The following is a 17,293-nucleotide window of genomic DNA, read 5'->3' as shown; positions in this document are numbered from 1 at the left end:
GGTCGCCGTTCGTGTATCGGCAATCCCCGTTATCCACTGTCATGAAACTGTCATTGTAATTTCACCTCAGATTTGAAGGTTCGTTAAAACCTCAAGGGTCAGAACACCGGCAAAGTTCAGTTGCCTCGGAGATTTTGCTCTTGTCGTTCTTTTCAAATCTTCGGATTTCACAGCGTGTTCTGCTTCTGGCCGTTTTGGCCTTTGCCGGCATCATCGCCATCGCCGCAATTTTCCTCGGTCAACGTCAGATCGAGGCGGGCTATCGGACGGCTGCTGACGCGCTTTCGCAGCGTCAGACCGAAGTGGCGGGCATGTCGGCCAGCGTTCGCGACAGCCTTTTGTGGGAGCAATATTTCCTGCTGCACAAGGATATGGGTGCCGTCGAGAAGTTCTCGGCAGCAACTGCAGAGGTTCGCACCACTCTTGATGGCCTGCGTGCAACGGCCAGCCCTGAACTGGCAGGTCAACTCGATCAGCTCGATAACGGCCTCATCGCCTATGAAGCCGCCTTCGCCGAACTGGTCAAGAACGATCAGGAACTCGGTCTCGACCAGAACAGCGGCCTGCAGGGCGCCATGCGCTCGGCCGTGCACTCGATCGAGAACCGTCTCGAAACCGTCGAAGAAGCCGGCATCCGCGCCAGCATGCTGATGCTGCGCCGACACGAAAAGGATTTCATGCTGCGCGGCGATGCCTCCTATCTGAAGAAGCACGATGCGGAGACTGAAACCTTCACCACGCTCGTGAAGGAAGCCTTTCGTCCCGGCGCGCAGCGCAGCCGCGTCATGGACGCGCTGGAAGTTTACCGTTCGGCGTTCCGTTTTTATGCCGAGGCCAGCCTGAAGGAAGCGCAGAGCCAAAAAGCCGTCACAGCCGCCTATCAGGCTCTGGAACCGCAGGTTCAGGTCGTCAGCGCCGCTTATGAAACCAAGCGCGAAGCAACGCTTGCCGAAAACACCCGCGTCGCCGAACGCAACCTGATGATTGCTGCCGGTCTTGTCCTTGCCGCCATCATCGCACTCGGTCTCGGCGTCTGGCTGATCGGCCGCTCCATCACAAGGCCCGTCGTTGCCATGACCGCCGCCATGCGCAAGCTTGCAGGCGGCCAGACGGACCTCACCATTCCTTCGCTGAAGTGTCGCAACGAATTCGGCGCCATGGCCGGCGCGCTCGACACTTTTAGAGAAGCCGCCATTGCCAATCGTCGACTGGAAGAAGAGGCGGCAGAGGCGCGCGCCAATGCCGAGGGCGAACGTGTTCGTCTGCAGCGCCAGGCCGAAGCCGAAGCGCGTGCCCGCCTGATGCAGGCGACCGAAGGACTTGCCGAAGGCCTGCGTCGTCTCGCTGGCGGCGATCTCGCCTTCGAACTGACAGAACCATTCGCGCCGGATTTCGAAAACCTGCGCGGTGACCTTAACCAGACGGTTGCCCGTCTCGGCGAAGTCATGGCATCGATCGCCCATTCCGCCCACGCGATCGACGGTGGCAGTCGCGAAATCGCCGGCAGCGCCAATGACCTGTCCAGCCGCACGGAACAGCAGGCCGCCTCGCTGGAAGAAACCGCCTCGGCGCTGGAACAGATCACCGCCAATGTCCGCAATTCCTCGAAACGTTCGCAGGATGCCAACCGCATCGCTGGCGAAGCCAATGTGTCGGCCGGTCAGACACGCGTGCTCGTGACCGAAGCACTGGAGGCCATGGGGCGCATCGAAGCCTCGTCCTCGCGTATCGCCGGCATTATCGGTGTCATCGATGAGATTGCATTCCAGACCAATCTTCTCGCCCTCAACGCCGGTGTCGAGGCGGCACGGGCAGGGGAGGCCGGCCGCGGTTTCGCCGTCGTGGCGCAGGAAGTTCGCTCGCTCGCCGGCCGTTCCGCTGATGCGGCACGCGAGATCAAGGAGCTGATCCGCGTGTCGGGTGTCGAGGTGAAGGATGGTGTACGCTCAGTGCGTGAAACGGGCGAAGCCCTTACCGGTATCGGCAGCCGCGTCGAGGCGATCAATATCGAGGTTGAGGCGATCGCGCTGTCCGCCCGTGAACAGTCGGTCGGCCTGGGTGAGATCAACACCGCCGTCAACCTGCTTGACCAGAATACCCAGCACAACGCCGCCATGGTGGAAGAGAACAATGCCGCAAGCGCGCTTCTCATGAGCGAGGCCCAGCGACTGCGTGATCTGGTCGGCATGTTCAGGCTGACGGAAGGCAAGGCGCAAGGGTTTCGTGGCAGCCGCGTGGCCTGAGCGTAAGCCTTGTAAAAACAACGGAGCCGCCGCCAAGTAAACCTGGCGGCTCTTTTGTATTGTGGCGGTTTTGCCTTGATATCTGTCCAAATGGGGCAGCGATAAAAGCGGAACCATCTTCAAAGATCGGTGTTTCTACCCCAGCAATTCGCTCAAGGGAGAAGCAATATGCGTAAGTTTACTCTCGCTGCCACGGCAGCTTTTCTCGCTCTTTCGGCTTCGGCCTATGCACAAAGCACCGTCATCATCGAACAGCAACCGGCCGACCCGGTCGTCACCCACTCGACCACCCATGTCCTGCCCGGCGAAGTCCGCACCTATGTGATGGAGCAGGAGCCGATGGAATCCATCCCCTATGAAGGCGACGTCCTTGTCGGCCGTGTCCTGCCGGAAAGTGTCGAGGTTCGTCCGGTCGAAGGGTATAACGATTACGGCTATACGATCGTCAACGAACGCCGAGTGATCGTCGATCCACAGACCCACACGGTCATCCAGGTTCTGGAATGACCTGACGGCAGGTTATAATTGAAGAAGAAGGTCGGGATCGTCTCAGCGCTTCCGGCCTTTTCTACGTCCGGCGATCGATCAGCCGAATTTGCGGTGCCACCAATAGAGTATAGCGAGGCAAAAAATCACCTTGCCAACCGTTGGTAGCGGAAGCAGGAAGAAATCGAGATCGGTCATGCGGCCTTGTGTAAGCGGTGATCAGTCCTTGTAACCAGGCCCGAATTTGCGATTGACGATATAAAGGGCAACCCCGGCAAAGATCAGGGCAGAAGCAGGCATCATCAGCATCGCGGCTATTTGCCATATGGTCATGGTACGAGCCTCCTCAGAAACAGACTTGCCGCATAATGTAGTACGAAGGCAGCCAGAAAACAAACTGCACTCAGGATAGCGACTGGGCGCGTAAGTCCATGTGGCCCGTATATGCTGGATATCAGTGGTCCAAGGCCGCCGATGGCGAACGTCGCCAATCCCATGCCGTTTACAAACGTTGCCAGCAGCTTCAGCCGCTCATTGTTCACAAGCTTGCTTCGATCATCCATCGCCCCATCCCCAAGTCCCCCACAGCTTATCCGCAAAGCCTTCCGCCTCAAGAGCCACATCCCGCACTTGGCATTTGCTTGGTTCGAGGCTATAGGTCGCTCACCACAAGGACTCGGGTGAAACTCCCGGGTGGCTCTTCCGGCCGCCGATCCGTCGGACAACGCAAAGCATCAGCCTTTATCTCGACATAAGTCACACCAGGATTTCCTCCCGGCGGATGCGCTCCCTTTTGCGAAAAATCCAAACCCATGATTTCATTGTCTGCCTACCGCCGTGAGTGGTTTTCCAATATCCGCGGCGATATCCTCTCTGGCATCGTCGTTGCACTTGCGCTCATCCCCGAAGCTGTCGGCTTTTCCGTCATTGCCGGCGTCGATCCGGCCGTCGGCCTATTCGCCTCGGTGCTGATCGCCTGCGTCACCGCCATTTGCGGTGGCCGTCCGGCCATGATTTCCGCCGCCACCGCCGCTACCGCCGTGCTGATGGCGCCTTTGGTACGCGATCACGGTATCCAGTATCTGTTTGCCGCCACCATCCTGATGGGCGTGCTGCAGATTTTTGCCGGCCTGCTGAAACTCGGCCGCCTGATGCGTTACGTCTCGAAATCGGTGATGACCGGTTTCGTCAATGCGCTGGCCATCCTCATCTTCATGGCGCAGCTGCCGGAACTGACCAATGTTCCGCATATCACCTACGCGCTGATCGCGGTCGGTCTCGCCATCATCTATCTCTTTCCGTATGTTACCAAGGCGGTGCCGTCACCGCTGGTCGCCATCGCCGTCGTCACCATCGGTGTCCTCGTTTTTGGCGTGGAGGTGAAGACGGTCGCCGATCTCGGTGCCATGCCGACATCCCTGCCGGGTTTTGCCTTCCCGATGGTGCCTTTCACCTTCGAGACATTGCAGATCATCTTCCCGTATTCGCTGGCGCTTGCCGCCGTCGGCCTGCTGGAATCGCTGCTGACGGCTCAGATCGTCGATGAGATGACAGATACGACCAGCAGCAAAAGTCAGGAATGTTTGGGTCAGGGCGCCGGCAATATCGTCTCGGCCCTGTTCGGTGGCATGGGCGGCTGCGCCATGATCGGCCAGTCGGTCATCAACGTTTCGTCGGGCGGGCGTGGACGTCTGTCCACTTTTGTCGCCGGCGCCTTCCTGCTGATCCTGCTTCTGGTGCTCGATGACATTCTGCGCGTCGTGCCGGTTGCGGCCCTCGTGGCGGTCATGATCATGGTCTCGATCAACACGTTTTCATGGAAATCGATCATCGACCTGAAGCGCCATCCCGGCACGTCTTCCATCGTCATGCTGGCGACTGTTGCCGTTGTGCTCGCCACGCATGACCTGTCGAAGGGCGTCATCGTCGGCGTGCTCCTGTCGGGCGTGTTTTTTGCCGGCAAGGTGGCGCGCATGTTCCGCGTCTCCTCAGAGTTTTCCGAAGACGGCAAGCTGCGCACCTATCGCGTCGAAGGCGAAATCTTCTTTGCCTCGGCGCAAGCCTTTGTTGGCGGTTTCGATTTCACGGAGACGCCGGAGCGTATCGTCATCGATGTCACACGCGCACATCTGTGGGACATTTCCGCCGTCGGCGCGCTCGATCAGGTCGTCTTGAAATTCCGTCATCGCGGTGTTGATGTTGATGTCGTCGGTGTCAACGAGGCAAGTGCCGGGATGATTGATCGTTTTGCTCTGCACGACAAGGAACACGCTTCCTTCAGCGCATCACCCGCACACTGAAACGCAAAAGCCCGACAGTCACCTGCCGGGCTTCCAAAACTAGTTTGAACCGAACCTTAGTCGTTTGCGGTCACGGTCACGCCGAGAACCTGCGGGATCGTGTTCGGCGCGGCCATGGCGGCACCCATGATCGTCGGAACCGGAACCGACTTTTCCGGCTTCGCGCTGATCGTGAAGCTGCCCGGCTTGTCGAGATAGGTATTGAGCGCTTCGGTCAGAGCCTTCTGCAGTTCCGGCACGTTGTATTGTGCCAGCATCATCGGCGCCATGGCCTTGATCATTTGCGCCAGCTGGTCGCCGGTCGTGCCCTGCTTCTTGGCGGCCACATCGAGCGCCTTGGTGGTGATGCCGTCGTCGTCGAAGCGGATTTCCGCGCTGTTGAAGCTGAGCTGCTGGATCAGGCCGAGCATGGCAAGGCCTGCTGCCTGCTGGGCCTGTTCGTCATTGGCGCTGGCTTCAGCCTTCTTTGCAGCCTCCTGAACGGAGCGCAGGAAATCGAGCGTGTAACCGGACAGGCTGAACGCCATGTTCAGGCGGCCGATATTGGCGAAGTCGAAGGCGTATTCCTCTGTTTCCAGCGTGCCCGTGGTCAGGTCCCAGCTGCCGGTCATGCTGATATTGCCGTCGATCTCGTTGATGCCGAGGTCGTCGATGGTCTGGCGTACCTGTGCGTCTTCGACGGCGCTGAGATCGCCCGTGATATCGGCAACCTTGACATCGAACGTGATCGACTTCTTGTCGTCTGCGGCTTCGCTCGTCATCTTGGCGGAGCCGACCGATGCCACGCTCTTGCCGTCGAGCTTGATCTCGATGGCGCCAACGCTTGCCTCGCCGTAGAACAGCACGGCATCTGTTGTGTCGCCGGCCGAGCTTGCAGGGATGCGCATGTCGGAGATCGACAGGTCCGAAGCCGTCAGCGCGAATTTTTCATCCGTGATGTTGATGTCGTCAAAGGTGACGCTTTCGATCGTGTAGGCGCCGGCATCTTCCTCGACGCCTTCCAGCTCGATCGTGCCGAGCGGCACGCTGCCCTGGCCGTTGCCGGCTTCGAAGCGGCTGTCGGTTAGCGTCACGTCCGATCCATCGACGGTGATCGAGCCGGCAACGATGCCCATGCCGTTCTGCATGTTCAGCGCGGTGTTGAGCTTGTTGACGAGATCGTTGCCATCCAGCGCCAAAGCCGGCGTGGTGAAAGCAAACAGGGCAGTTCCGGCCGCAAACAACTTGGCCGAGGCAGTGTAGCGCATGAATAGGCTCCTCATGAGGCAGGTGATCCGCCTGAAAAATAAATGGAATTTATAAGCTACGCGAATAATGCGTTGAATTCTCTCTGTGAAGTCTATCCGGGCCTTTTTGTGGCAAGGCTTAATGAGAGATGACTGAAGCGTGAGGTTCTCCACAGTCTGATTCTCTCGGTTTGTTGCCGGGAATCGGGCTTTCCGCTAGTCAAACCCCATGGGAAAAAGTCTGACTCCGCCGCCAGAAGATGGCGACGACCACATTCTGCCGGTCGACCTGAAGGCGGCGCTGGAAGAGCGCTACCTCGCTTATGCGTTGTCGACCATCATGCACCGCGCGCTGCCGGACGTTCGCGACGGCCTCAAACCCGTGCATCGCCGCATCATCCACGCGATGAGCGAAATGGGCATCCGGCCGAATTCGGCTTTCAAGAAATGCGCCCGTATCGTCGGTGACGTGATCGGTAAGTTCCACCCGCATGGTGACCAGTCGGTCTATGACGCGTTGGTGCGTCTGGCACAGGATTTTTCGCAGCGTTACCCGATCGTCGATGGCCAGGGCAACTTTGGCAATATCGATGGCGATGGCGCCGCCGCCTATCGTTACACCGAAGCGCGCATGACCGAGGTTGCTGCCCTCCTGCTGGAAGGCATCGATCAGGACAGTGTCGATTTCCGTCCGACCTATAACGAGGAAGACTCAGAACCGGTCGTCATGCCCGGCGCCTTCCCGAACCTACTTGCCAACGGCTCGTCCGGTATTGCCGTCGGCATGGCGACATCCATCCCGCCGCATAACGCACATGAACTCTGCGACGCGGCGCTGCATCTGATCAAACATCCCGATGCGACGGTCGAAAAGCTGGTCGAATTCATTCCCGGCCCGGATCTGCCGACAGGCGGCATCATCATCGACAGCCGTGAATCGATCATCGAATCCTATCGCACCGGTCGCGGCGGTTTTCGCGTGCGTGCGAAATGGGAGACGGAAGATCTCGGCCGCGGCGGTTATCAGATCGTTGTCACCGAAATTCCCTATCAGGTGCAGAAATCGCGCCTGATCGAAAAGATCGCCGAACTGCTGATCGCTCGTAAACTGCCGCTTCTGGAAGACGTGCGTGACGAATCCGCCGAAGATGTCCGTGTCGTGCTGGTGCCGAAAAACCGCACCGTCGATGCGACGCTTCTGATGGAATCGCTGTTCAAGCTAACGGATCTGGAAAACCGGTTCCCGCTCAACATGAACGTCCTGTCCATGGGCAAGGTGCCCAGGGTCATGGCGCTCAACGAAGTGCTGACGGAGTGGCTGGCGCACCGCAAGGAAGTGCTGGTTCGCCGCTCCAGTTTCCGTCTGGCCGCCATCGAGCGCCGGCTGGAACTGCTCGGCGGTTTCCTGATCGCCTACCTCAATATCGATGAGGTGATCCGCATCATCCGCGAGGAGGATGAGCCGAAACAGGCGATGATCGCCCGCTTCGGGCTCACCGACATCCAGGCAGAAGCCATCCTCAACATGCGCCTGCGCTCCCTGCGCAAGCTGGAAGAGTTCGAAATCCGCAAGGAATTCGATGAGCTCACCAAGGAAAAGGCAGATATCGAGGCGCTGCTCGGTTCCGACGACAAGCAATGGAAGGTCGTCGAGATCGAGATCCAGGACGTGCGAAAAGCCTTTGCCAAGGGCAAGGGCAAGCCGTTCGCGCGCATGACGCAGTTCGCCGATGCGCCTGAAGCCGATCTCGAAGCCATCCAGCAGGCGATGATCGAAAAGGAACCGATCACCGTCGTCATCTCGCAAAAGGGCTGGATCCGCGCGCTCAAGGGCCATATCGCCGACACTTCGACGCTCACCTTCAAGGAAGGCGACGGGCCGAAACTGGCATTCCCGGCGCAGACGACCGACAAGCTGCTGCTGATCACTACCGGCGGCAAGGTCTATACGCTTGGTGCAGACAAGCTGCCGGGCGGCCGTGGGCATGGCGAACCGATCCGTATCATCGTCGACATGGAGAACGATCAGGATATTCTGACGGCCTTCGTGCATGACGCGACACGCAAACACATACTTGCTTCGACCGCCGGCAACGGCTTTGTCGTTGCCGAAAGCGAAATGATCGCCAATACCCGCAAGGGCAAGCAGATCATGAATGTCGGCATGCCGGACGAAACAAAGCTTGTCATTCCGGTATCGGGTGATCACGTGGCTGTCGTTGGCGAAAACCGCAAGATGCTGGTCTTCCCGATGGCGCAGCTACCGGAAATGACCCGCGGCAAGGGCGTTCGCCTGCAGCGCTACAAGGATGGCGGCATTTCCGACATCAAGTGTTTTGCGATCGAGACGGGTCTGACCTGGGAAGACAGCGCCGGCCGCCAGTTCACCAAGACCAAGGACGAGCTTCTGGAATGGAGCGGCGACCGTGCCTCGGCTGGCCGTACGGTGCCGAAAGGCTTTCCGCGCTCTGGCAAGTTTGCGGGGTAATCAGGGATAGGGGACGGTGTGATCACGCAGGAAGCGTGTCAGGCCGTCCTCATCGATTTCTCCGGCGGCGACACCCAATATGAGGGTTACGATCTGCGCCTGCGTTGCTTCAATCAGGTAACCGTTCATCAGAAGAAAGGTGAAAGCTGCCAGATACGCAGTGCGCTTATTTCCATCTGAGAATGGGTGGTTTCTCGCAAGTCCATACACGTAGGCTGCAGCAAGAACGAAGATATCTTCCTCGCCATAGGTGTTTTTGTGGAGCGGACGGGCAAGGGCAGCTTCGAGAGCATTTTCATCCTTTATGCCGACCAGTCCACCATGTTCGGCTAGCTGTTCGCTATGGATGATCTCAATGGCCGGGCGTGACAGCCATTTGATGGCTGTCACTTGGCAAGTTCCCGCAGCGCGATCCGATATTTTTCCATGCCAAGACGTGCCGCCTTGAGCTGCTCAGCGAGGTCGGCTTGCTCGGGCACGAGGGCAATGTTGCCATTTTCCTCACGAATTTCGAGCGTGTCGCCGGCCTTCAGCCCCATGCGATCAAGAACATCCTTGGGAATGATAATGCCTTCGGAATTGCCGATTTTACGAATGGTCGCGTTCATGGTTCAAACCTCTGTTCTAACCATGTTATAACACCGCCGCTCGATGCGGGCAATATCCTCTCATGAAGCGCTTTGGATACAGAGGGCCTCAGCCCTCATCCTCACCCGTATACAATTCCCAACCCCGTGCCGTCAGATGCTCCTGCGGCTGGTAGCGTGTCTTGTAGCCCATCTTGGCCGACCCCTTCACCCAGTAGCCGAGATAGACATGCGGCAGGCCGAGCGTGCGGGTGCGGTTGATATGGTCGAGGATCATGAATGTGCCGAAGGAGCGTTTTTCCAGCTCCGGGTTGAAGAACGAATAGACCATCGAAAGCCCGTCGCTCATCATGTCGGTCAAAGCCACGCCCACTAGTTCGCCCTTGGCGGCACCGATACCGGCACCTTCCACGCGGCGGCGGTATTCGATGACGCGGGTGTTCACATGCGTGTCTTCCACCATGATCGCGTAATCGAGCGCCGACATGTCGGACATGCCGCCACGCTGGTGGCGGCTGTCGAGATAGGTGCGGAACAGCGAAAACTGTTCGGTAGAAGGCTGGGCCGGATAGATGTCGGCGGTGATGTCGCTATTGGCGTTGAGTACGCGGCGCATCGTGCGGCTCGGCTCGAACTGGTCGACGAGAATGCGCACCGAAACACAGGCGCGACAGGCTTCGCAGGCGGGACGGTAGGCGATGTTCTGGGAGCGACGGAAACCGCCCTGTGTCAGAAGGTCATTCATCTCTGCGGCGCGGGGGCCGACCAGATGCGTGAAGACTTTTCGCTCGTATTCACCCGGAAGATAAGGACACGCTGCCGGAGCCGTCAGATAGAACTGCGGTGATGGCGAAATTTGCGAGTTCATCCCGGGTTGGAGCCTTGCGTTCGACGAGCGTGCGTTGCGACAATTTGCATTAGCATGACCTAAGTTCGCAAAACGTCAACATGCGGGCAAAGCCTGCCCGCATGTGTGGTCATCAAATGTTTTCATTCAGGCGCGGTTGCGGCCTCAGCTGGTGCGCGCAACCACGGTGCCGAGCAGAAAGTCATGCACCAGACGCGAGCGGTCGGTAAACAGGCCGGCCAGCAGGATCAGCGGTGTCAGCACCGAGTTGATCAGCCAGAACAGCACCGTATGCACCATGGCGGTCATGAAATCCATGCGGCGGCCATCAAGGCGTAGCATGGTGATGCCGGCGGCACGCATGCCCGGAGAGGCCTGGCTTGGGCCGCCCAGTGTCATGCCGAAATAGAGAATTGCCACGATCACGAACAGCGCCGGGTAGAGCATGAAGCCGAGGCCGAGCGTCAGCACGCCGAGAAAGAAGACGATGATTGCCGCCGGAATACAGAGCAGCAGCACGATCAGGTAATCGAGAATGAAGGCGAATGAGCGCCGCAGCAGCACGCCGCTATAGGCGCGCCAATCTTCCGGTGCGACGACGGCTGTGTTGGGGTCAAGGCTCATGGTCTTATGTTCTCCTTCTCCCGAAATCGGGATTTTACCCTATTCAATATGGTGGAGAAATCCGGCGACACAAGACCGCCGGAAAATGCTGCATATTATAGAGAGAGGAAAAGCGCGCTCAGCCCTTGGCCAGCTTCCGTGCCACATCGACGGCAAAATAGGTGAGGATGCCATCGCAGCCGGCGCGCTTGAAACAGAGAAGTGTTTCCATCATCACCCGCTCTTCGTCGATCCAGCCTTGCATGGCGGCGGCCTTGATCTGCGAATATTCGCCCGAGACCTGATAGGCATAGGTCGGAAGCCCAAAAGCTTCCTTCACGCGCCAACAGATGTCCAGATAAGGCAGGCCCGGCTTCACCATCAGCATGTCCGCACCTTCCTCGACATCGAGGGCGGCATCGCGCAAAGCTTCGGTGCCGTTGGCGGGCGAGACGTAATAGGAGTTCTTGTCGCCCTTCAGGAGCCCACCGGTATTGATCGCCTCGCGATAGGGGCCATAAAAGCCGGACGAAAATTTTGCCGCATAGGACATGATGCCGACATCCTGATGGCCGGCTGCGTCCAGTCCGCGACGGATGGCGCCGATACGGCCGTCCATCATTTCCGATGGCGAGATGATATCTGAGCCGGCATCAGCCTGCAGCACGGCGGCCTTGACCACCTGATCCACCGTCTCGTCATTAAGAATGACGCCATCACGCAAGATGCCGTCATGGCCATGGCTGGTGAACGGGTCGAGCGCCACGTCGCTGATCACGCCGATATTCTGCACCGACTTCTTCACCGCACTGGTAAAGCGGTTGATCAGATTGTTGGGGTCGAGAATGGCCGAGCCGGTCGCATCGCGCAGATCCATCTCGATATCGGGGAAGGGGGCAACGGCCGGAATGCCGAGATCGGCGGCTTCCTTCACCGCTTCCACCGCCTTGTCGACGCTGAGGCGATAGACGCCGGGCATGGCCTTGATCGGATCGACGATGTTTTCACCCGGCACGATGAAGATCGGCCAGATCAGGTCGTCCACGGTCACGCGGTTCTCCTGAACCATGCGGCGTGTCCAATCGGCCTTGCGGTTGCGCCGCATGCGGCGGTGGCCGGTGATCTCGTCCACCAGGTGCGTCTTGTCGGACATGGTATGCCTCTTCTTTATAATGGTTCCGATCCCATATCACGCGACCTGCGTTTTGCGAATTGATCTGACACCGCATCTTGTATGCACTGAAGTCATAGGCGCGCCAGCCTCTGGCGATCCGCAAAAACCACCGCTATCGTCCGCATCATGGCCCATGATTCTCTCAACCGACCGAAACCTTCGCTGACCCAGCTTCTTTATGTCGTGTTCCTGCGTCTCGTCGCGGTTTCCTGTTTCTGGTTCGGCCTGCAATATTGGGGCATGATCACCGGTTACAGTTTTGGCGGGCGTGGCCGGTTCGATCTGTTGAGCTTTCCATGGCGTGCGGCGGCCTCGACGCTGGCCGTCCTTTTCCCGGTTGCTTCGCTCGGCCTCTGGCTTGCCGTCTCGTGGGGGCCCGTGCTTTGGGCGCTTGCCGCCGGCACCCAGCTTCTGATGTATCAAGTCTGGCCGGAAATCTTCGGGCACAGCCTGTTGATAACTCTCATGCACGCCCTCGTCGCCGCCATTTATGTGCTCTTTCGCGTCGCGATTTACCTCGAAAACCGCAAAAATGCCGAGCGGGTAACCACTGATTAACCAGGTTTCCCAAGCAATTTTCGTTAAAATTCGATCGAATTTATCTGGCAAGCCATTGAAAAATATGGGGCTGATTTGCTTAACGCGGCCCTTGCCCCAACCGCGCCACAATGGGGAAACGTGCGTTTACCGGCTGTTAGCCGTGTGTTTTAAGTCGAATTTTATGCGCATTCGATAGTGTCTCTCACAAGGCGGGAACAAACAAACACACCGCCAAACAAAACAGTGAGGCAAAAAATGTTGAACGCAAAAATCAAGCCGCAGGCTGCGGCAGTCGCCAATCCCCACGAAGATCAGATCCGTGGTCTTTACATGGAATCCCTGCATCTGGTCGAGCGTCTTCACCGTCGCCTTCTCGATGTCATCAAGGACGAGTTCGACCGTCAGGGTCGCGACGATGTCAACGCCGTCCAGGCACTGCTGCTGTTCAACATCGGCAATTCCGAACTGACCGCCGGCGAGCTGCGCTCGCGTGGTTATTACCTCGGCTCCAACGTTTCCTACAACGTCAAGAAGCTGGTCGACCTCGGTTTCATCAACCACCAGCGTTCGCGCATCGACCGTCGTTCGGTCCGCATCAGCCTGACCAAGGAAGGCCAGGAAGTCGCTGAAACGGTTGCAAAACTTTACGATCGCCACATCGGCTCGATCGAAAAGGTCGGCGGCATCGGCGAAGGCGAATTTTCGCAGATGAACAAGCTTCTGCAGCGTCTCGACCGTTTCTGGAACGACTCGATCGCCTACCGCATGTAATCAGATCCCTCACGGGACATCAGGCCATGCCTCCGCGCGGCCAGGCCCATCCACGGGCCGGCCACCGGCAAGAACAACAAAACACCTCCAGAAGCGATCAATACCGGACGCGCCCCTGCGCCTCCGGTTTTTCGCGTGAGTGTCGTGCTTAAAAAGTCGCTGCCCTGATCCGCGCCCGCGCATCCATCAGCGCAAAGCCGAGCAGGTTTTCCCCACGCCACTGCGTCGGATCGGCTGCCGCCGCATCATCGGCCGCAAGTCCGATGCCCCAGACGGGATCGACCGGGCTAGCTTCCACCAGAACCGTGTCTTCGGTCGACAACAGAAACGCGCGCAACTCTGAATTCTGGAAAAACTTCTGAAAGCTGCCTTCGGCGACGATCGAAAACTTTTCACGGTCCCAGGCTTCCGCATCAAAGCCACGCGCCTTCCGCCCCAGCGCCTTGACCTGCTTCGGATCGGTTGCGGCAAGGATTTTTTCTGCCGTTTCTTCATCCCCGAAAAGCCGTGCCTTGCCGGCCATCATCCAGTGTTCTGCGGTCTGATAGGTGACGCCATTGACGGTGAAAGGTGAGGGCCACCATTGGCTGAGGCACGAAGCCGTGATCCTGCCATCCCTGGACGGCCGGTGGCCCCAGAAGAACAGGAAATCCAGCGAAGCATTTGATAAAAATGCGGTTTCGATTGCGGTGCGGTTGTCGTACATGGCGCCATAGATGGAGCCGGATGTGCCTTTGTCAACGAACCGTTTCCACCGCGACGATGATCGGCTATGACGACGCATGGGCCATGGTTGATATCGGTTGATTGGCAATTTTCTTCTTTTCGAAAATGCACGCTTAACGATGTGATCAGTTACTGAAGCTTCCCAATGACTTTGCCTGGATCTTGTAACGATTTCTGTCGGTTTTCCTGATGTTCTGGCCCTGTCTTCGTGTCGGCACCACATGGGCCGGAAGATTTTGGGGTTCAGGGGTTGGGTTAACATCATGGCATTCGGCAAAAGGGGCGTATCCGAGCTGGAGCGGCCAATCGACGGTCACCGGGCAGTGCGTCGGGGCGACTGGAGCCTTTCGCGCGGCGATGTCGGCCTTGCGCTCTGCACCGCTCTGGCGGTTTTTACGGGCGTTTATCTTTTCGCGGGCGATGCCGTCAGGGCCTACGGTCCCGCGACTATGGAGGCCGATCCGGTGATGGCTTTCGGCTATGAGCCGGGCCAATTCGAACGTTCCTATGGCCAGACCCGGTTTACTGCCGACAATCCCATGGCCATGATGCTCACCATGACCGTGACGTCCGAAGGGGTCGATCAGGTCGACAGCGCATTGCAGGAAAATTGCCTGCAGCGTCTGAACGGCAATGCTGCCCGATATGCGCAGGAAAACGGCATGGTGCCGCTGAACACCCAGACCGGCGCGCGTTTCCTCGTCTGCTCTTTGCAGGTCTACAAGGGGCGTTTATGCGAAGCTCCCTATCGCACCCGGATTATTGCCCAGCTTGAGGAATTCGTTCGCGCCCAGAGGGCGGGTGTCGTTTCGGTGGCGGAAAACGTCAGAAGGGGCGAAACGACGACGGATCTTGCCGTCATCAAGACCGGCCGTATGCCGGTGCAGGTGGTGCCGGCGATCCTCGGCGAACAGCTGCGCGCCCTGTCCGAACTGTCGCTGATCTCCCGGGCCGATTTTCAGGATGATGCACCGGAAGAGCTGAAACCCTATCTCGTCGCCGAAACCGGCCCATCGCCCTGCGTCTGATTTTTCGCGCAGGGTATTCCGGCGCCATCGGTCACGAAAACGCCGCGCGTCATCTCTGACACGCGGCGCTGAAAACCTGCGCAATATCCTGGAACTGTCGTTATTTTGGCAGCGTCAGCGAGCCGATATACGTGTCGGTGAACTGCTGCATGGTCATGCGCAGCGTGCCGCGCTCGAATATCGCGTCCTTTGCCGAAACGGCCTGTTTGCCCTTGAACGGGCCCAAAGCCGCGCGCGGCAATTGCCAAAGCGGCGGGTTGCCGATGCGCAGGCGCTGGCGGTTGAAGGCAGCGACGCTCTGGTCGAAATTGATGGCCTGCTGCTTGGTGAAGCCGAGACGGTTGGATGTGTAGAAGCCGGCGCGCCAGCGCTCGACGATATCCTTGCACATGTCGAAAAATTCGAGATCGGAGGTCACGTAATCGGCGGCCGTTGCGTGAAGGTCACCGCCGGACAGCGCCTCGATCAGGATCCAAGAGGCGGTCGCCATTTCGCATGTCGGTTGCCGGATGATCCAGTGCAGCACGTCAACACCGGATTCCCAGTGCCAGGTAAGAGCCGTTTCGTGCCAGAAATCCGGGTCACTGCCGCGATTTTCCAGCCAGCTGATGACCTCGTCGTCATTGCATATTTTAGAATATTCGTAATAGATGTCCAGAAAGTCAAAGAAGTTCTTGGATTCTTCGCTGCTTGCAAAGCTCATCGAAATGCTTGGTCCATATTCATCTACAGTCGAAATGCCGAAATACCTGCGGCGCGATAATTTAGAATTATGAACGAATATAAAAATTGAGCTTTTATCAAGTCGGGATTTGGTCCGTTTCGGGGCAGGTGGCTGTCCGATATTCACGCAAGCCTTGGCCTTCCAGCGCATCCGATGCCGCCGAAAAAGGATTGAGGAAATCGGAAAAAGCGTTGTTTTACAGTTGTTTGCGGGAATCGATTTCTGTCTGCTGTCGCAGCAAAACGGTAAGCGCCTCGATAATCCGTGCGAACGCAGATCGTCATTGGCTGGATCGCCAGCGAAGTAAAAAGGGTAATTATACCACGGTCGCCGCGCGCAAGTGATGTGGGCGTTAACGGGCCGAACACTTCAGTGGGCGGCATGTCCGGTCAGGCAATCCACCAGTTTGCGCGCGTGTACCGGCAGGGCCGTAAAGCTGCGGGCGCAGATCAGCAGATGCCGCAGCGCCCAAGGATCGGAGAGGGCGATAATCGCCAGCCCCATTTCGTTTTTATATTTCTGCGCATAGATTTCCGGCACGATTGCCAGCCCGACACCGCTGCCGGCCATCGAACAGATGTCTTCAAAACTGTCCAGCCGGATGCGCAGCTTGAACGGTTTGCCTTCGCGCGCAGCGTGGATGGCCAGATGCCCCTGCAGGGCGCTGTCGGCGGGTAGGCCCACGAATGGTTCGTCCAGGAGTTCGCGCAGGGCGATCGACTGTTTTTCAGCCAGCACATGCGTCCGCGGTGCGATCAGCACCAGCCGATCGGTCTCGAAAGGCCGTGTTTCCAGCGATCCGGTATCGGTCGTATCGGCGGCAATGCCGAGATCGGCGAGTCCACCGGCAACCGCCGCCACCACATCGACGCTCTGGCGCTCCTCGAGATCGATATCGATCGCCGGATGATCGACGAGAAAGCGGCGCAGCGCGCCCGGCAGATGCGCCATGGCGGCGCGGCCGGACCAGACGCGGATATGGCCGCGCAGGCCGCGCGCATAAAGCTGCAGGTCGCCGCGCATCTGTTCCATCTGGCCAAGCATGATGCGGGCGTGATGCGCCAGTGCCTCACCGGGCGGGGTGGGGCGCACGCCGCGCGGGCCGCGGTCCAGAAGCAAAATGCCGCTGGTTTCCTCCATGCCGCGGATGCGCGCACTGGCCGAAGCCAGCGCCATGCCGGCGCGCTCGGCCCCTTGCGTGATGCTTTCCGCCTCCACCACATGCAGGAAAAGCCGCAAATCCGTCAGGTCGAAGCGCATCATGTCCTCCCGTCACCGGTCTGATCCCGGACCCTTCGGATTATCCGAAGTCTCTCCTTGTATCTTCCGCATTGTGCAAAGTCGCGCCTCGCGGAGAATGGCGCCATGTTTTTGTGGAAAGGACTTCGATATGGACGCCTCGGAAGGCCTGTTGCGCGGCATTGCATGGAGGCTGGCATTCCTGCTTCTTCTGGTGTTCGTCGCCCGGAATGTGCCGGATAATCGCGCACCGATGATGGCCGATGCCGCACCCGCGATCACATCCGGTGCCTATATCGCCGACCGCTGAG

The 17,293-nt window shown here is 58.6% G+C and carries 17 protein-coding genes and 1 other annotated feature; of the genes, 8 read left to right on the top strand and 9 right to left on the bottom strand.

The genetic code is table 11. The annotated features are described in order from the left end of the window. The first annotated feature begins 140 nt into the window (after positions 1 to 140). The 3 genes from J2T09_RS18885 to J2T09_RS18875 all read left to right on the top strand — a co-directional run bounded on the left by J2T09_RS18885 (position 141) and on the right by J2T09_RS18875 (position 5,029). On the top strand, positions 141 to 2,243 hold the full coding sequence (locus J2T09_RS18885) for a methyl-accepting chemotaxis protein (protein WP_306837528.1): 2,103 nt from the start codon (positions 141 to 143) through the stop codon (positions 2,241 to 2,243). Positions 2,244 to 2,411: 168 nt separating this feature from the next. Continuing rightward, entirely contained in the window at positions 2,412 to 2,750 is a 339-nt protein-coding gene (locus tag J2T09_RS18880; protein ID WP_306837526.1) for a DUF1236 domain-containing protein, read from the top strand. Positions 2,751 to 3,398: 648 nt separating this feature from the next. After that, positions 3,399 to 3,456: a sequence feature (sul1 is cis-regulatory element that is thought to sense ions involved in sulfur or methionine metabolism; They are found in Alphaproteobacteria), on the top strand. A gap of 85 nt (positions 3,457 to 3,541) precedes the next feature. Then, positions 3,542 to 5,029 (top strand): SulP family inorganic anion transporter, encoded by a 1,488-nt coding sequence (locus tag J2T09_RS18875; RefSeq protein WP_306837524.1) that lies wholly within the window; start codon positions 3,542 to 3,544, stop codon positions 5,027 to 5,029. A gap of 56 nt (positions 5,030 to 5,085) precedes the next feature. Here the strand turns inward: J2T09_RS18875 and J2T09_RS18870 are convergent, their stop codons facing one another. Continuing rightward, complete coding sequence (locus tag J2T09_RS18870) at positions 5,086 to 6,276, bottom strand: hypothetical protein (RefSeq protein WP_306837522.1); 1,191 nt, start codon at positions 6,274 to 6,276, stop codon at positions 5,086 to 5,088. A gap of 208 nt (positions 6,277 to 6,484) precedes the next feature. Here J2T09_RS18870 and parC point away from each other — a divergent pair, with 208 nt between their 5' ends. After that, a complete protein-coding gene (gene parC / locus J2T09_RS18865) occupies positions 6,485 to 8,743 on the top strand; it encodes a DNA topoisomerase IV subunit A (RefSeq protein ID WP_306837520.1) in 2,259 nt (752 codons plus the stop codon). Here parC and J2T09_RS18860 read toward each other — a convergent pair whose 3' ends face one another. The 5 genes from J2T09_RS18860 to hemB form a co-directional block, all read right to left on the bottom strand. After that, positions 8,744 to 9,133 carry a type II toxin-antitoxin system death-on-curing family toxin gene (locus J2T09_RS18860; protein ID WP_306837518.1) on the bottom strand — a complete coding sequence of 130 codons (390 nt, stop codon included), beginning with the start codon at positions 9,131 to 9,133 and terminating at the stop codon, positions 8,744 to 8,746. It lies immediately after the preceding gene. Further along, positions 9,130 to 9,351, bottom strand: a complete 222-nt coding sequence (locus tag J2T09_RS18855; protein ID WP_153356820.1) for an AbrB/MazE/SpoVT family DNA-binding domain-containing protein — start codon at positions 9,349 to 9,351, stop codon at positions 9,130 to 9,132. The genes J2T09_RS18860 and J2T09_RS18855 overlap by 4 nt, the downstream gene beginning before the upstream one ends. A gap of 88 nt (positions 9,352 to 9,439) precedes the next feature. Then, positions 9,440 to 10,198: an arginyltransferase gene (locus J2T09_RS18850; RefSeq protein ID WP_306837515.1), complete on the bottom strand. Its 759-nt coding sequence runs from the start codon at positions 10,196 to 10,198 to the stop codon at positions 9,440 to 9,442. 144 nt (positions 10,199 to 10,342) lie between these two features. After that, complete coding sequence (locus tag J2T09_RS18845) at positions 10,343 to 10,801, bottom strand: RDD family protein (protein WP_306837513.1); 459 nt, start codon at positions 10,799 to 10,801, stop codon at positions 10,343 to 10,345. Positions 10,802 to 10,919: 118 nt separating this feature from the next. Continuing rightward, positions 10,920 to 11,933 (bottom strand): porphobilinogen synthase, encoded by a 1,014-nt coding sequence (hemB, locus tag J2T09_RS18840; RefSeq protein WP_306837510.1) that lies wholly within the window; start codon positions 11,931 to 11,933, stop codon positions 10,920 to 10,922. Between the two features lie 147 nt (positions 11,934 to 12,080). Here hemB and J2T09_RS18835 point away from each other — a divergent pair, with 147 nt between their 5' ends. Both J2T09_RS18835 and ldtR read left to right on the top strand, forming a co-directional pair. Then, entirely contained in the window at positions 12,081 to 12,512 is a 432-nt protein-coding gene (locus tag J2T09_RS18835) for a DUF6163 family protein (protein WP_306837508.1), read from the top strand. A gap of 240 nt (positions 12,513 to 12,752) precedes the next feature. Then, positions 12,753 to 13,265, top strand: a complete 513-nt coding sequence (ldtR, locus tag J2T09_RS18830; protein WP_306837652.1) for a transcriptional regulator LdtR — start codon at positions 12,753 to 12,755, stop codon at positions 13,263 to 13,265. Between the two features lie 148 nt (positions 13,266 to 13,413). Here the strand turns inward: ldtR and J2T09_RS18825 are convergent, their stop codons facing one another. Further along, positions 13,414 to 14,268: an NADAR family protein gene (locus J2T09_RS18825; protein WP_306837506.1), complete on the bottom strand. Its 855-nt coding sequence runs from the start codon at positions 14,266 to 14,268 to the stop codon at positions 13,414 to 13,416. Here J2T09_RS18825 and J2T09_RS18820 point away from each other — a divergent pair. After that, positions 14,255 to 15,019 carry a hypothetical protein gene (locus J2T09_RS18820; RefSeq protein ID WP_306837504.1) on the top strand — a complete coding sequence of 255 codons (765 nt, stop codon included), beginning with the start codon at positions 14,255 to 14,257 and terminating at the stop codon, positions 15,017 to 15,019. The two genes, J2T09_RS18825 and J2T09_RS18820, sit on opposite strands and share 14 nt — an antisense overlap. 100 nt (positions 15,020 to 15,119) lie before the next feature. Here J2T09_RS18820 and J2T09_RS18815 read toward each other — a convergent pair whose 3' ends face one another. Next, positions 15,120 to 15,722: a DUF4274 domain-containing protein gene (locus J2T09_RS18815; protein WP_306837502.1), complete on the bottom strand. Its 603-nt coding sequence runs from the start codon at positions 15,720 to 15,722 to the stop codon at positions 15,120 to 15,122. Between the two features lie 390 nt (positions 15,723 to 16,112). Further along, positions 16,113 to 17,003: a LysR family transcriptional regulator gene (locus J2T09_RS18810; protein WP_306837651.1), complete on the bottom strand. Its 891-nt coding sequence runs from the start codon at positions 17,001 to 17,003 to the stop codon at positions 16,113 to 16,115. A gap of 130 nt (positions 17,004 to 17,133) precedes the next feature. Here J2T09_RS18810 and J2T09_RS18805 point away from each other — a divergent pair, with 130 nt between their 5' ends. Continuing rightward, a complete protein-coding gene (locus tag J2T09_RS18805) occupies positions 17,134 to 17,292 on the top strand; it encodes a hypothetical protein (RefSeq protein ID WP_306837501.1) in 159 nt (52 codons plus the stop codon). Position 17,293: the final 1 nt, after the last annotated feature.

This window comes from Neorhizobium huautlense, assembly GCF_030811685.1.
Taxonomy (GTDB): Bacteria; Pseudomonadota; Alphaproteobacteria; order Rhizobiales; family Rhizobiaceae; genus Neorhizobium; species Neorhizobium huautlense_A.
This window is presented reverse-complemented; position numbering and strand designations above follow the sequence as displayed.